This is a genomic window from Pseudonocardia humida (assembly GCF_023898865.1).
Lineage (GTDB): Bacteria > Actinomycetota > Actinomycetes > Mycobacteriales > Pseudonocardiaceae > Pseudonocardia > Pseudonocardia humida.
The window spans coordinates 20,696-34,878 of record NZ_JAGSOV010000093.1 but is presented as its reverse complement, the minus strand read 5'-3'; the positions used below and the strand labels follow the sequence as shown (position 1 = coordinate 34,878).

At 73.8% G+C, this 14,183-nt stretch carries 11 protein-coding genes and 2 pseudogenes; 7 read left to right on the top strand and 6 right to left on the bottom strand.

What is annotated here, in order from left to right; all coding sequences use genetic code 11:
• From KDL28_RS37985 to KDL28_RS37975, 3 genes and pseudogenes are all read right to left on the bottom strand, one after another.
• Window positions 1-850, bottom strand: a pseudogene (locus tag KDL28_RS37985) (LpqB family beta-propeller domain-containing protein); the annotation flags it as partial.
• Window positions 851-914: 64 nt separating this feature from the next.
• Window positions 915-1,583, bottom strand: a complete 669-nt coding sequence (locus KDL28_RS37980; protein WP_252446334.1) for a DUF3159 domain-containing protein — start codon at window positions 1,581-1,583, stop codon at window positions 915-917.
• A 314-nt stretch (window positions 1,584-1,897) separates the two neighbouring features.
• Window positions 1,898-3,718 carry a carboxylesterase/lipase family protein gene (locus tag KDL28_RS37975; RefSeq protein ID WP_252446333.1) on the bottom strand — a complete coding sequence of 607 codons (1,821 nt, stop codon included), beginning with the start codon at window positions 3,716-3,718 and terminating at the stop codon, window positions 1,898-1,900.
• Window positions 3,719-4,162: 444 nt separating this feature from the next.
• On the opposite strand from KDL28_RS37975, the gene KDL28_RS37970 reads away from it, so the two are divergent.
• Window positions 4,163-4,348 carry a hypothetical protein gene (locus tag KDL28_RS37970; RefSeq protein WP_252446332.1) on the top strand — a complete coding sequence of 62 codons (186 nt, stop codon included), beginning with the start codon at window positions 4,163-4,165 and terminating at the stop codon, window positions 4,346-4,348.
• On the top strand, window positions 4,321-4,737 hold the full coding sequence (locus tag KDL28_RS37965; RefSeq protein ID WP_252446331.1) for a hypothetical protein: 417 nt from the start codon (window positions 4,321-4,323) through the stop codon (window positions 4,735-4,737). Before KDL28_RS37970 ends, KDL28_RS37965 begins: the two co-directional genes overlap by 28 nt.
• 53 nt (window positions 4,738-4,790) lie before the next feature.
• Here the strand turns inward: KDL28_RS37965 and KDL28_RS37960 are convergent, their stop codons facing one another.
• A complete protein-coding gene (locus tag KDL28_RS37960; RefSeq protein WP_252446330.1) occupies window positions 4,791-5,573 on the bottom strand; it encodes an SDR family oxidoreductase in 783 nt (260 codons plus the stop codon).
• Window positions 5,574-5,876: 303 nt separating this feature from the next.
• Between KDL28_RS37960 and KDL28_RS37955 the strand changes: the two genes are divergently transcribed.
• From KDL28_RS37955 to KDL28_RS37945, 3 genes are all read left to right on the top strand, one after another.
• On the top strand, window positions 5,877-7,808 hold the full coding sequence (locus KDL28_RS37955; protein ID WP_252446329.1) for a S9 family peptidase: 1,932 nt from the start codon (window positions 5,877-5,879) through the stop codon (window positions 7,806-7,808).
• 3 nt (window positions 7,809-7,811) lie between these two features.
• The gene (locus KDL28_RS37950) at window positions 7,812-8,135 is read left to right on the top strand and encodes a DMT family transporter (protein WP_252446328.1); all 324 of its coding nucleotides are present in this window, start codon (window positions 7,812-7,814) and stop codon (window positions 8,133-8,135) included.
• A 132-nt stretch (window positions 8,136-8,267) separates the two neighbouring features.
• Complete coding sequence (locus KDL28_RS37945) at window positions 8,268-9,701, top strand: MFS transporter (protein WP_252446327.1); 1,434 nt, start codon at window positions 8,268-8,270, stop codon at window positions 9,699-9,701.
• Here KDL28_RS37945 and KDL28_RS37940 read toward each other — a convergent pair.
• Window positions 9,661-12,408: an ATP-binding protein gene (locus KDL28_RS37940; RefSeq protein ID WP_252446326.1), complete on the bottom strand. Its 2,748-nt coding sequence runs from the start codon at window positions 12,406-12,408 to the stop codon at window positions 9,661-9,663. The two genes, KDL28_RS37945 and KDL28_RS37940, sit on opposite strands and share 41 nt — an antisense overlap.
• Window positions 12,409-12,724: 316 nt before the next feature.
• Window positions 12,725-13,045, bottom strand: a complete 321-nt coding sequence (locus KDL28_RS37935) for a hypothetical protein (protein ID WP_252446340.1) — start codon at window positions 13,043-13,045, stop codon at window positions 12,725-12,727.
• Here KDL28_RS37935 and KDL28_RS37930 point away from each other — a divergent pair.
• Window positions 12,975-13,292, top strand: coding sequence for a WhiB family transcriptional regulator (locus tag KDL28_RS37930; protein WP_252446325.1), 318 nt, complete (start codon window positions 12,975-12,977; stop codon window positions 13,290-13,292). The genes KDL28_RS37935 and KDL28_RS37930 overlap by 71 nt on opposite strands.
• Before the next feature lie 33 nt (window positions 13,293-13,325).
• Window positions 13,326-13,475: pseudogene (locus KDL28_RS37925) on the top strand (MerR family DNA-binding transcriptional regulator); the annotation flags it as partial.
• Between the last annotated feature and the right edge of the window lie 708 nt (window positions 13,476-14,183).

Genomic DNA, 14,183 nt, shown 5'->3' with positions numbered 1-14,183 from the left:
TGCCGCGGTGGGTGTACACCGCGGGCGGCAGCACCCCGGGGGCCAGGATGCCGAAGTTGTCCAGGCTCCGGCCCGGTACGGCGGCGACGACGGTCTCCTCGCCGGTCTCCCGGTCGATGCGGACCAGGCGCAGGTCGTCGCCGCCGGCGTAGGAGCCGACGAGCAGGCCGTCGCCGTCCGGGGTGACCAGTTGGGGCTGCACGCTCAGCGGGTACTCGGCCCCGCCCATCCGACGCAGCAGCCGGGGGGTCCCGTTGGCGCGGTCGATCCCGGAGATGGCGATCGTGCCGTCGTCCTCGGTAGCGACCTGGAACGCGGGCTCCCCCCGGCGGTCGAGCAGCGTGGTGACCAGCGGGTCGGCCTCGTGGTGGTGGAGCACGACCTCTCCGGAGGCGACGTCGACCCGGAAGACGTCGATGCTCTCGACCTCCGGGTTCATCCAGACCAGGACCGTGCCGGGCACCGACGACAGCGGCTCGACGACGAACACCCGCGAGCCCGGTCCCATGGGGGTGAGGTCGACCGCCGGCGCGTCCGGGTCGTCGAGATCGACGCGGTGCAGGTGCCAGTCCTCGTTGCCGTCGGTGTCCTGCTGGTAGAGCAGGAAGCGGGGGTCGTCGGTCCAGTGGTAGGTGGTGATCCCGCGGCGGGTGTCGTGGGTGACCGGGACGGCGTCGTCGTGGCTCTGGTCGACGCCGCGGACCCAGACGTTGCGCCGTCCGTTGTGCGGGGCGAGGTAGGCGATCCGGGTGCCGTCCGGGGAGATCGTGGGCACGATGAACCCCGGGTCGGCGAAGAACTCCTCGACCGGGACGAGCCTCGGCTGCGGGTTCGGGTCGGGGGTGGGCATGGTGCGTCCTCTCGCAGTGCGTGGGATGGTCCGCCGATGGCCGGGCGGGGCCGGCCGGGCACCGTCAGGCCGACGGCAGCAGCCGCGTGCTGCTGCGCCGCCACGCCCAGACGACGACCAGCGCGGCCAGGATGGTCAGCGGCCAGCCCATCGCGACCCGGGCGAACCCCAGCCAGCCGGTCTCGTCGCTGACGTAGAGCCACTGCTGCACGCCGAACCGGGCCCCGGACACCACCGCCGCGGCGAGCGTGGCGACGTCGTGGGCGCGCATGACGCGGCGGTCGGCCCGCCAGTCGTGGGTGCCACCGTGCACGAGGTTCCACACGAGGCCGCTGAGCGGACGGCGGGCCAGCACCGAGCCCAGCGCGACCACGAACGCCACCAGGTACGCCCAGATGCCGACGACGAAGAAGTCCCGCGCCGACCCGGTCAGGGCCACGATGCCGATCGCGAGGGCGAGCCCGAGCAGCCCGCCGACGGCCAGGCTGAACCGCTCCCCGCGCAGCAGCCGGTAGCCGGCGATGGCCAGCCCGACGGCGACCGACACGATGATCGTCTCGGTCAGGGGCAGGAAGGCGTTGGCCGCCACGAACACGACCACGGGGGCGGCGGAGTAGACGAAACCGATCGGGCCGCCCATCTGGTCGAGCAGCGTCGCCCCTGGGCCGTCGGGTGTTCTCCCGGCCGACGGGTTCTCGCGGGCCGGGCCGCGGTCGCGGTCGGTGGCGTCCATGACGTCCTCCTGGGTCGTGTGGTCGACTGCGCCCAGGAGAAACCCTGCCGTCGCGGCACGCTCAAGCCGCTGTGTCCGCCGCCATACGGCGTGCGGATCGGGCGCGCGTCGTGCACCGGTCGAGTAGGCACGACCGCACTCGTCGGGTTCGACGAACGACATCGACCGGGTGGAGCGTGCCGCAGCGGCATCGACCGGGGCCCGCGGGAGGCGGTGAGCTGCCTGCAGTCGAGCATCGGCGGGCGCCCACCGACATCCTGGTGCTCCTCATGAGAGCCCCGTGACAGCCTCGGACCGTCTTCGTCGTTCGTCGGTCACGCGATCGGTCCGGGTTGGCGGAGCCAGAAGTCGACCGCCTCGGCCCGGGGTCTCGGACGCACGCCGCTGCGCTCCCCCAGCTCCATGACGTGCTCCGGGGACTCGGCCACCGACGGCCAGCGGAGCAGGCCGGGCCCGTTCGGGTCCCCGGTGGCGGCGAACCGCACCCAGTGGTCGGTCATCTGGTCGGACAGCCGGAGGTCGGCCGGGGTGTACCCGGCGTCGCCGGCCGCGCCGAGGGTTCCGTAGGCGTACATGAGTTCGGCCCCGTGGTAGGCGCCGAACTCGCGCAGCGCCGGGTCGGGTGGGACGCGGGTGAAGTAGTAGACGTAGGCGTCCGCCGTCCCGGTGTGCTCCCGCGCCCAGAGGTGCACCGCCCGGTGCATGACCCGATCGGCGTCGGCGTGCAGGATCGAGTCGAGCACCTCGGCGTCCGACCGGCCGGGGTAGAGCCGCAGGTACTCCTCGGCGTCGGTCCCGAAGCGGCGCTCGACGTCGGCCCGGTAGGCGGCCGGGTCGGTGTCGGGCGGGGCGGCCCGCGCCAGCGACGCTTCGTCGGCGTTGCTTCCCACCAGGATCGGGACGTCGTGCTGCTCCCCCGCGGCGAACACCTCGGCCGCGGCCCTGCGCAGCACGTGCCCGTCGATCGACGGGCGCCAGTGCCCGGCGAGCTCCCGCGACGCGGCGAACACCCGGTCCGCGGGCATCGCCCGCAGCTCCGCCACCGAGGCCCCGCCGAGTCGGGAGCTCAGCTCCAGCCCGGCCCGCCGGGCCACATCGCGGGTGTCGACCTGGTCGCCGGCCGCGGTGTCACCCGCCGTCCCCATGCAGCCCCCGCTCCCGCCGATCACCCGCTCGAACAGGCCCTCGGCGGCCGGCATGGTCGAGAGCAGGCACACGCTCTCCGCACCCGCCGACTCGCCCGCGATGGTGATCCGCTGCGGGTCGCCGCCGAACGCCGCGATGTTGTCCTTGACCCAACGCAGTGCGGCGACCTGGTCGAGCAACCCGTAGTTGCCGGAGCTCGCGTACCGGGATTCGGCATCCAGCTCCGGATGGGCGAGGAAACCGAACACCCCGAGCCGGTAGTTGACGGTGACCGCGACGACGTCCCCGCGCCGGGCCAGCGGCGCGCCGTCGAGCACCGGCAGCTCCCCGGAACCGGTCGCGAACCCGCCGCCCGGCACCGTCACGATCACCGGCAGCGCCGCCGACCGCGGCCGGGTGGAGCGCCAGACGTTGAGGTAGAGGCTGTCTTCGCCGGTCGGGTACGGGTTGACGAACACCTCGGCCAGCGGGACGTCCACCGTCTGCTGCAACGCCCGCAGGGCGAACGACGACGAGGGCTGCACCGGCACGTCGGCGAACTCCGTCGCCGCCCGGACCGTCGTCCACGGCTGCGGGGGCACCGGGGGGCGCCAGCGCAACTCACCGACCGGAGGCCGGGCGTAGGGCACGCCGGCGAACACCTCGACGGCCCCGTCGGCGGTCCGCAGCCCGGACACCGGGCCGTAGGTCGTCCGGACGACCCCGCCGGAGACGGCGCCTTCGCCCGCGACCGGGCGGTGCTGCGGGCCCGGGTGGCTTCCCAACGCCGTGACCGCCAGCAGGACCGTGCTCACGCCCCACGCGGTCACCCGCAGGGCCGGGCGGCGCGAGCGCAGCACCACGAACGCGGTCCCGGCCAGCAGCAGGGCGACGGCGCCCCATCCCCACGCGGTGCTCCGGTTGAGGTACAGCAGCACCGCCGACGCGAGCGCCAGCACGACGAGCGGCAGCACGAGCCGACCACGGACCGCGAGCGCGCTGGTCGACATCGGACTCCTCCGGCTCGGTCGTCGACGCCCACCAGACACCCGGCCGTCGCGGCACGGTCCAGCCCGCGAGAGCGGGAACACACCGCGGGCCGTGCGCCGAGCGGGGTCCAGCCTTCGAGCCTCGGGTGCGCACCGGCCTAGCTAGGTGACTGTCACCGATGCGAAGCGCGCCCGCCGGCCCGTCTCCCGGTGCGGGGTGGGCGCGAGCGGCGGGGATGTCGGGGCTACCACCGACGCGAAGACACCGTGACCTGCACGAGGCTGAAGACACGGCAGCGAACCGGGCTGATCGGTCTGCCGGATCTCCTCGGCCCGGGTAGTGGGCTCCTCGGGCCCGGGATCGGCCGCACCGCTTGGCCACCACGGTCGTGCTCACCGCCCAACCGATGCCGTCGGCGTGAAAGCGGGTGCGCGTGAGCAAGGATGGTGACGACAGTGCGTGAGGTGACCGACGAGTTCCTGCTCGCCATCGCGGGCATCGCAGCGACCCTCGTCGGCACGTTCATCGTGGCGGTGTTCTCCTACCTCGACTCGGCGCTGCACCGATCCCGCGGCGCCGCAGGCAGCACGCCGGACCAGTACATGCGGGCCGGCACCCGTGGGTGCTCATCGCCTACAGCCTGCCCCTGATCGTCGCTCTCGCCTTGGTCGGTGCGGAGCCCGTCTGGGCGGTTGTCGCGTTCTTCGTGCTCGCAGCGACCCTCGCGGTCGCCACCGTCGACACGACCCGTCGAATCGTGAAAAGGGGCGCGACGAGGAAGTCCCCCGCTCTGGCCGCGAACGAGATCCTCACCTCGCTCGCGGTCGTGGCCCTGGCTGTCCTGCCGTGGATCCTCGGCGGTTGGATCCCGTCGCGGACCGACTTCGTCCCTTCTCTCCTCCTCGCCCTCGCCATCGGTTTCACCAGCACCGCGACGGTCATCATGTCGGTCTTCGACGCCGAGGAGATGTCGGCGCCTACTCCGGAGCCGGCGGCGCCGTCGCGACGCTCCGCGACTCGTCGGCGGCGACGGCCGTGACCGGCTTCGGGATGCTGCCCGCCAGAACCGTCAGCCCCGAGCAGCGGTCTTGCTCACGTTCTCGAACGCCCGCGCTCTTCGCTGATGGAGTTCGCTCCGTCGACCGTGATGAGCTGACCCGTGATGTACGACGCGCCTTCCCCAGCGAGGAACGCGATCGCGTGCGCTACTTCCTCCGCGGTGCCGGAGCGGCCGACGGGTGTGGCCGCGCCCATCGCCCGCTCGTGGTCGGAGGCGGACGAGGTGTCGATCCACCCCGGAGCGACGGCGTTCACCGTGATGCCCGCCGCAGCCATGTCGATCGCCGTCGCGCGCGTCAGCCCGACAACGCCGGCCTTCGCCGCGTGGTAGGCGACGTCGCCGGCGTAAGCGGCGACGGGCCCCGACACCGATGACACGTTGACGATGCGGCCGTAGCCGGCCGCCTGCATGAGACCCGCCACCGCACGGATCATCAGGAACGACGTGGTCAGGTTTCGATCGAGCGAGGCATGCCAGTCCGCGAGGGACAGCCCGTCGATCGCGCCCGAAGCGTACGAGTCGGACACCGACGTCATCCCGGCGTTGTTGACGAGGATGTCCACGCCGCCGAACGAATCCGACGCGCACGCGACGACGGCGTCCACACCGGCCCGACCAGTGAGATCGGCGACCACCCCTTCCGCTCGGATTCCGGCGGCGCGCAGTTCCGCGACGCGCTCGAAGATGCGATCCGTCGTTGATGTGATCACCACACGGCTCCCGCCGGCACCGAGAAGGCGGGCCGCCGCGAACCCGATTCCGTGTGCGCTTCCGGCGCCGGTGACGACGGCAACCGGCTGTCTTTGCGTAGTCATTGTCGAACCTTCCGTTCAGCTGTGCATTCTGCGAGCGGTTCCTCAGCGCCTACGACCACGAGGCTCGTGGTGCCGACGGCACCTTCGCATCGGTAGAAGCCACGTACGGCGACACCGCGGCTCACGGTTCAGGTCGGACCCCGTCATCTCGTCCTGCATTGGCCGGCTCCGGGGGGCCACGTCCCGACCTGTCCGTTCGCGCGGCGCGAATCACGCGGTCGGGCCTTGAGCCGGACGCAACGTCACGGTCTGCAATCCGCATATCCGCGAGACACGACACGGCACGACACCCCGGAGGATCCCGTGACGGCCCTATCCGCCCCGACCGCCCTGATCACCGTCGAGGAGTTCTTCGACCCACCCGCCCGCAGCCGAGCCCAGATCTCCCCCGACGGCACCAAGGTCGCCTACCTCGCCCCGTGGCGGGACCGCCTCAACGTGTTCGTCCGCGACCTGGACGGCGACTGGCCCGACACCGACGCCGCGGACGACCCGTCGGCGCGGCGTGTGACCTCCGACGACCACCGCAGCATCGAGACGTTCTTCTGGGCCGCCGACGGCCGCTACCTGCTGTTCACCCAGGACACCGACGGCGACGAGAACCACCACCTGCACCGCGTCGACCTGACCCGGCCCGAGCAGCCCGCGGTCGACCTGACCCCGATCCCAGGCGCACGTGTGATCGGCACCCAGCTCTCCGCCGACCGGCCCAGGACGGTGTACGTGCAGCTCAACGCGCGCCGCCCCGAGCTGATCGACTTCCACGAGCTCGACCTCGACACCGCCCACCTCACCGTGCTCGCCGAGAACCCGGGTGATGTCATCAGCTGGCTGCGCTCGCCGACCGGACGCATCCTCGCCTTCAGCATGACCGACGACGGCACGCAGCTGCTGTCGGACTGGAACGCCGGCGCACCCCGGCTGATCAGCCGGTTCCCCGGGCTCGACCACCCCTTCGGCGCCCTGCCCTGCGTGCCCACCCCGGACGGGGCGGGGTTGTGGATCGGCTCCGCCCGCGGCTCGGACCGCACCCGGCTGGCCCGGCTCGACCTCGACACCGGCGAACAGAGCGGCGTCGACAGCCACCCCGTGTTCGACCTGGACACCCCACGCCCCGAGGCCGACCCGCGCTTCCCGTCCTCGCTGATCGTGCACCCCGCGACCGGGCAGCTGCTCGGCGCCCGCTACCTCGGGGCCCGCCAGGAGATCCACGCCCTCGACCCGCACTTCACCGCGGTGCTGCCACGGCTGACCGAGCTCTCCGACGGCGACCTGGCCCACATCTCCTGCGACGCCGACGCGCAGCGCTGGGTCGTGGACTTCACCCACGACCGCGATCCCGGCGTCACCTGGTGCTACGACCACACCACCGGCACCGCCCGGCGGCTGTTCCGCCCCTACCCGCACCTGGACCCGGCCCGGCTGGCGCCGGTCACCCCGATCACCGTCCCCGCCCGGGACGGCATCGACCTGCCGTGCCACCTGACCCTGCCGATCGGGATCGAGCCCCGCGACCTGCCGACCGTGGTGCTGCTGCACGGCGGACCCTGGTACCGCGACAGCTGGGGCTACGACCCGGAGGTGCAACTGCTGGCCAACCGCGGCTACGCGGTGCTGCAGGTGAACTTCCGCGGCTCCACCGGCTACGGCAAGGCCCACACCCAGGCCGCGATCGGGCAGTTCGCCGGCCGCATGCACGACGACGTCATCGACGCCCTGGACTGGGCCATCGCCCACGGCTGGACCGACCGCGACCGGGTGGCGATCTACGGCAGCTCCTACGGCGGCTACGCCGCACTCGTCGGGGCCGCGTTCACCCCGGACCGGTTCGCCGCCGCGATCAGCTACACCGGGATGTCCGACCTCGTCGACGTGATCCGATCGGTCGTGCCGTTCGCCAGGCGCGCCGCCGTGAACACCTTCGGCCGCTACCTGGGCGATCCCGACGACCCGGCGCAGGCGGCCGACCTTCTCGCCCGTTCGCCGATCAGCCGAGTCGACCACATCACCGCCCCGGTGCTGCTCGTCCATGGCGCCAACGACCTGCGGATCGACCGCCGCCACTCCGACCGGGTCGTCGAGGCCCTGCGGGCCCGTGGCGCCGAGGTGGAGTACCTGCTCAACGAGCGTGAGGGCCACTGGTTCATCAACCCCGACAGCAACATCGAGCTCTACCGCACGCTGGAGCGGTTCCTCGCCCGCCACCTGGGCGGGCGCGCCGCGGGAGAGGCATGAACCGTGCCGTACCTGCTCCTGGCCGCAGCGATCGTCCTCGAGGTGACCGCGACGATCAACCTGCGCCTGTCCGACGGCTTCACCCGGCCGGTCCCGTCGATCCTGGTGGTGATCGGCTACCTCGGCGCCTTCGGCCTGCTGTCCCAGGTGTTGAGAGCCGGGATACCGGTCGGTGTCGCGTACGGGATCTGGGCCGGCGCCGGCGTCGCGCTGGTCGCAGTGATCGGCGCGGTCCTCCTCGGCGACACCCTCACCCCGGTGCAGCTCGGCGGCATCGCGCCGGTCGTCGCCGGTGTGCTCGCCCTGGAGCTCGGTGCCGCTCATTGATCGCCAGGTTCGGGCGTCAGGGGCGGTGACACACCCCACAGGTCCCGACGCTTGAGCGTGCCGCGACGGCACGGCTTTCCGTAGTGATCCGACCGGCACCGCAGCCGGTCGCCCGACCTCGAGGAGGACACCGTGAGCACGCCCGCTCCACCGGGCCGAGCCCTGCGGGCCAGCCCCGCCGTCTACTTCACCTCCTACGGGCTGTCCCTGCTCGGCGCGGGCATCTCCAGCGTCGTCCTGCCGCTGCTCGTGCTCGACCGCACCGGCGACGTCCTGGCCGCCGGGGTACTCGCCACCGTGGCCACGGCCGCCTCGGCCACGACCGGGGTGGTCGCCGGCCTGCTGGTCGACCGGCTCGACCGCCGCGCGGTGTCGATCGTGTCCGGCCTGCTCGCAGCGGTCTCGGTCGCCGCCCTGCCGCTCGTCGACGCGCTGTGGGGCCTGGACATGACCTGGTTCCTGGTCCTCGCCGTCGTGGGCGCGGTGGTCCGGGTGCCGGGCATGACGGCCCAGGAAGTCCTGCTGCCCGCCCTCGCCCGGCTCCGAGCAGCGGGATCATCGGGCGACGCCGGGCGGCTCGACCGGCTGATCGCGACCCGCGAGACCGTCGGCAACACCCTGCTCCTGGCCGGACCCGGCCTCGGCGGGCTGCTGGTGGCGATCCTCGGCCTGACCCCGACCCTGCTGCTGGCCACGGCCGCGACGAGCCTGCTCGCCGCCCTGACCACGCTCCTGCTCGATCCCCGTACCGGGCGCGTGCCCGCGCGGGACGCGACCGCAGCCGGCGGCGCGGCCCGTCGGGCGGTGGCCGACCTGTGGACGTCATGGCGGTTCCTCGCCCGCAACCGGCTCGTCCTGGGCGCCACCCTGATCACCGCGATGCTCGTCGCGGTGCTCAGCTCCCTGCAGACGACCCTGATGCCGGCCTACTTCACCGCTCAGGACCTGCCCGCCCTCACCGGGCTGACGCTCTCCGCCCTCGCCGCAGGCGGCATCGCGGGCTCCGCGCTCTACGCCGGCACCGCCGGCCGGATCAGCCGCCGCACCTGGTTCGTCGTGGGCATGACCGGCCTGATCGTCGGGTTCACCGCCATCGGCTCGCTGGCGTCGCCGTGGCTGGTGCTCGCCGGGGCGGCGCTGGTCGGGCTCACCAACGCCCCGGCCTCCGCGATCCTCGGCGTGCTCACCATCGAGGCCACGCCCGATTCCATGCGCGGCCGCGTCCTGAGCGCGCAGAACACCGTCATGCTCGCCGCACCCGCCCTGGCCAGCGCCCCGCTCGCCGCCGTCGCCGCCGTCGCCGGGCTCCCGGTCGCTGGAGCGGTCCTCGCCGGGCTGGCCGCCATCACCGCGATCGCCGCTCTCGCCGCGCCGGCGTTCAGGACGCTCGACGACCAGCGGCCCGGGGAGTCGGCCCCGGCCTCGGTGGTCGGGATCGTCGGGGCCGGGCCCAGCCGGCTGGACGTCGACCCCGCCCACCGCTGCCAGGCCCGCGGCGGGTCCGGCGACGTCATCGTGGCTCCGGTCAGGGGAGCGGCAGGTCCCGGAGCTGCCGGCGGGAGGTGATGCCCAGCTTGCGGAAGATGCTGCGCAGGTGCGCCTCGATCGTGCGCGGGCTCAGGAACAGCTGCGCGCCGACCTCCCGGGACGTCGCCCCCGTGGCCACCAGGCGCGCGATCTGCAGCTCCTGCGCGGTCAACGCATCCGACGGCTGGGCCGACCGGCTGCGCGCGCGCTCGCCGGTGGCCCGCAGCTCCCGGGCCGCCCGCGCGGCGAAACCCTCCACCCCCATCCCCGACAGCATCTCGTGCGCGGTGCGGAGCTGCTCGCGGGCGTCCTGGCGGCGGCCCTCGCGGCGCAGCCACTCCCCGTAGACGAGGTGCGTGCGGGCGAGGTAGCTGGCCATCCGGCAGGCTCGCAGCAGCTCGATCGCCTCGCGGTAGTGCTCCTCCGCTGTGGCTCCGGTGCTGACCAGCGCGCGCGAGCGCGCCGCCAGCCCGAGCGCCCATCGGGAGCCGCTGGCGCGGGCCCGCATGTCGAGCTGCTCGAGCGCGGTGGTCGCGCGCTCGGGCTGCTCGGCGCGGCAGGCCGCCTCGACGAGTTCGGGAAGAGCCAGGTTGACGTGCGGTGGGTCGAGTGACTCGCACGCGCGCTCCGCGGCATCCAGCGCCACCGCGTAGTTGCCCAGACCGTTGTGGAGCACAGCCCACGCGAGCTCCGCGAGCGCGACCTCGGCCCGGTTCCCGCGGGCGGTCGCCTCCTGGACCGCAGCGGCGTGGATCTCGACGGTCTCGGCCTCGCGCCCCTGCCATCCGGCCAGCACCAGCCGGCCGAAGCGCAGCGACACGCCCCGGGTCACCTGCGTGATGCCGGCCTCCTCGGCGATCAGCTCGGCGGCCCGGGACAACTCGCCGGCGAGCACCGACACCGACGACAGGAACAGCAGCGAAACGGGGAGCGTGGACAGCGCACCGGCGGCGCGGGCGAGCCGGACGTGCCGGTGGGCCAGCACGTAGAGCAACTCGTCGTCGAACAGCCTCAGTGCGGTACGGCTGGCCAACCACAGCCAGCGAGGGGTGCCGCCCTCGCCCGGAGGGCCCGTCGAGTGATCGTCGGCACGAAAGGCCTCAAGCGCGCGGCGGAGCTCGGGCGCGCCTGCCGCGAAGCCGCGCATAGAGGTCGTCACCAGCCCGTCGAGCAGCAGATCCGCAGGCCCCGGCGGGCCGGGTGGTGCGGGCGCCGCCCGGGCGGCCTCGGCTACCGCCGACAAGCCGCGGCCGTCGCCGAGGCCGCCGGTGATGATGGCCGTGTCGAGCGCGTGCAGGTAGGTCTCCCGGGACAGCGCCGGGTCCAGCGGGGCGAGCGCCTTGGCCACGTCCAGCAGCCTCCCCGGCACGTCACTGCCGCGCGTCCGGTCGAACCCGATCCGGGCGCGCAGCAGCTCGAGCCGGGCGCTGTGCAGGGCGTCCAGCGGGCCGGCCGCGGCGACCGCCAGCAGCTCCAGGGCGGTCCCGGACGCACCGGCATCGTGCTTGGCGTGCGCGGCCTCCAGCGCCCGACTCGCGCGGCGCGCAGGATCAGGGGTCAACTCGGATGCTCGCTGCAGGAACGCCGCTGCCGCGGCCAACCCGCCGCGGGCCCGCGCCCGGCCGGCCGACAGCTCCAGCTCAGCGGCGCCCTCCTCGTCGGTGCCCACCACCGCCTGCGCCCGGTGCCAGGCCCGCCGGTCGGGGTCGACCCGCGGGTCGGTGACGGCGGCCAGCGCGCCGTGCGCCCGGCGCTGGTCGGGGGGCGTCGCCGCCCGGTACACCGCCGAGCGCACGAGCGGGTGACGGAACCGCACCCGGGTGTCGAACTCCAGCAACCCGGCCGCCTCCGCGGGCGCCGCCGCCTCACGCGCGATCCCCAGGTGCGCGACCGCGCGCCACAGCAACGCCACGTCGCCGGTCGGCTCGGCCGCGGCCACAACCAGCAGCAGCTGCGTGTCGGGCGGCAGGCCGCCCGCACGGCGCTGGAAGGCGTCCTCGACCCGGCGCGGGACGCTCGCCACGTCGGGAAGCCCGAACCCGCCCGCCAGCTGCGCCGGTGCGCCCCGGGGCAGCTCCAGCAACGCCAGCGGGTTGCCGCGCGCCTCGGCGACGATCCGGTCGCGCACCACGTCGTCCAGCGGAGCGCGGACCGCGGCGGCCAGCAGCGCCCGCGCGTCGGGGTCGGGCAGCCCGACCATCCGCAGTTCGGGCAACCCGACGAACGCCGAGGCGTCGCCGTCGCCGGGATCGCGCAACGCGAACACCAGGACCAGTCGCTCGGCCGCCACCCGCCTCGCCACGAACGCGAGAACCTGCGCGGACGCCTGGTCCAACCACTGCGCATCGTCCACCACGCACAGCAGCGGCCCGTCCTCGGCCACCTCGGCCAGCAGGCTCAACACCGCCAACCCGACCAGGAACCGATCCGGCGCAGCACCCTCGCGCATCCCGAACGCCACCCTCAGCGCGGCCTGCTGCGGCTCGGGCAGCGCCCCGGCCCGCTCCAGCAACGGCCCGCACAACTGGTGCAGCCCTGCGAACGCGAACTCCGCCTCGGCCTCCACCCCGACCGCGCCCTCGACCCGGAACCCGGCCGCCACAGCGGTCTCCCGCGCGTGCTGCAGCAGCGCGGTCTTGCCGACCCCGGCCTCCCCGCGCACCACCAGCACCCCGCAGTGCCCCTCCTGGCAGAGGGTGAGCAGCCGATCGACCGCCGCGTGCTCGGCGCGCCGCCCCACCAGCATCGTCTCGTCCTCCCAGGGCGCGCAGGCCCTTGCCGACAGAGATCGACGCGACCGCCGGCCACCGCCGCGAAAACTACCGGATCAAGGTGGTCGTCCACGAGCGTGGTGGGCCGAGCGACGGGACCGGAACCGTGCCGTGAGGGCACGGATGGGGGTGGTTGCCGACCCGCCCGTCGACCGATCGGCCCGAGCCAGCTCGGTAGCCATCCGGCAACCGCGGAGACGCCCGATCGCCTCACGCGGCCTCGGACGCATCCGCCTCGTGCGCGGTGGTCGCGGCGTCCAGAGCCCGTCCCGCCCGGGCGGCGGCTCGCGGTCAGTCGGCCGCCTCGTGCTCGACATGCCGGCCCACCAGCATCGTCTGGTCCTTCCCCTGCGTCGGTACGGGCCTATTGCGGTGATTGTCACCGATGCGAAACCACGCGGACGGGACCAGGTCGTCGCGACGCCGGCCTACCTCGACCGAGCTCGGCCACGGCATCAGGGACTTCCACCGACGCGGCCGAGGAGCCCGCGCCGCGAACCTGTTACCCGACAGCAGACCGACCGGGGAGCGAGCAACCACCATGACCAGCACCGAGCCCGCGACCGTCGTGCGAACCGGCCGGGCCGGGCGGTACGCCGACTGGCGGATCACTCCCGAACTCCTGCGGTCATGGCACCGCCACGCCCTCTGCGGCGGTGTCGTCGGCGAGGTGTTCTTCGCCGCCGACGAGGAGTGCCCGCCGGTGCGGCAGCACCGCGAGCGGGTCGCGAAGTCGATCTGCGCCGCCTGCCCGGTCCGCCAGCCGTGCGCCCTCTACGCACTGGTCCACCGGGAGCTGCACGGCGTTTGGGGCGGTCTGTCCGAGGCCGACCGCCGACGTCGCCTCGCGCACCCCTGACCGCCCACCACCGACCTCACGGAGGGGATCGCCATGGCCTGGAGCACCCGCGAACTCGCAGACCTCGCCGGCACCACCGCGCGAGCGGTACGGCACTACCACGACGTCGGCCTGCTGGAGGAGCCGCGACGCCGCGCCAACGGCTACAAGCAGTACGGCGTCGCGCACCTCGTCCGGGTCGTGCGGATCAAGCGCCTCGCCGATCTCGGGTTCACCCTGCCGCAGATCTCCGAACTGCGTGACGCCGACCGGCACCCCCGGGATGCACTCCGCGGGCTCGACGCCCACCTCGCCCGGACCCTCGATCGGCTGCAGGAGGTGCGCAGCGAGGTCCGGCAGATCCTCCAGGAGGCCGTACCCACCGACCTCCCGCCCGCGCTCGCCGCGAGGATGCGGGACGTCGACCTGTCCGACGCTGACCGCGCCCTGCTGGTCGTCCTGACCAGGGTGCTCGACCTCGTGGTGGTCACCGACTTCGTCGACACGCTGCGTGGCCTCCCACCGAGCCCGGCGGCGACCGCGTTCGACCAGCTCCCCGCCGACGCCGACGACGCGACCCGCCACGAGCTCTCGACCAGGCTGCTGCCCCCGAGCCGGACCCTGCGCGTGATGCTCCCCCGCCTGCGGAGTGCCACCACCGGCCTGAGCGTCGCCGCGGCCAGGGTCCTCGACGAGGCCGTGCGTGATCTCTACAACCCGGCACAGGCCGACGTCCTGCGCCGAGCGGGGCTCCTGCTCCGCGCCCTTCCCGACCCCGTCCGGACTCCGCAGGTCGGCGGCACGCCCGGCAGGGATCGGGTCATGGCCGCCGCTCCCGCTCGGGTCGACCGTGCCGCGACGACAGGTCGTGCGCTCCGAGGTGATCACTGCCATCCCCGTCTCGAGCACCCC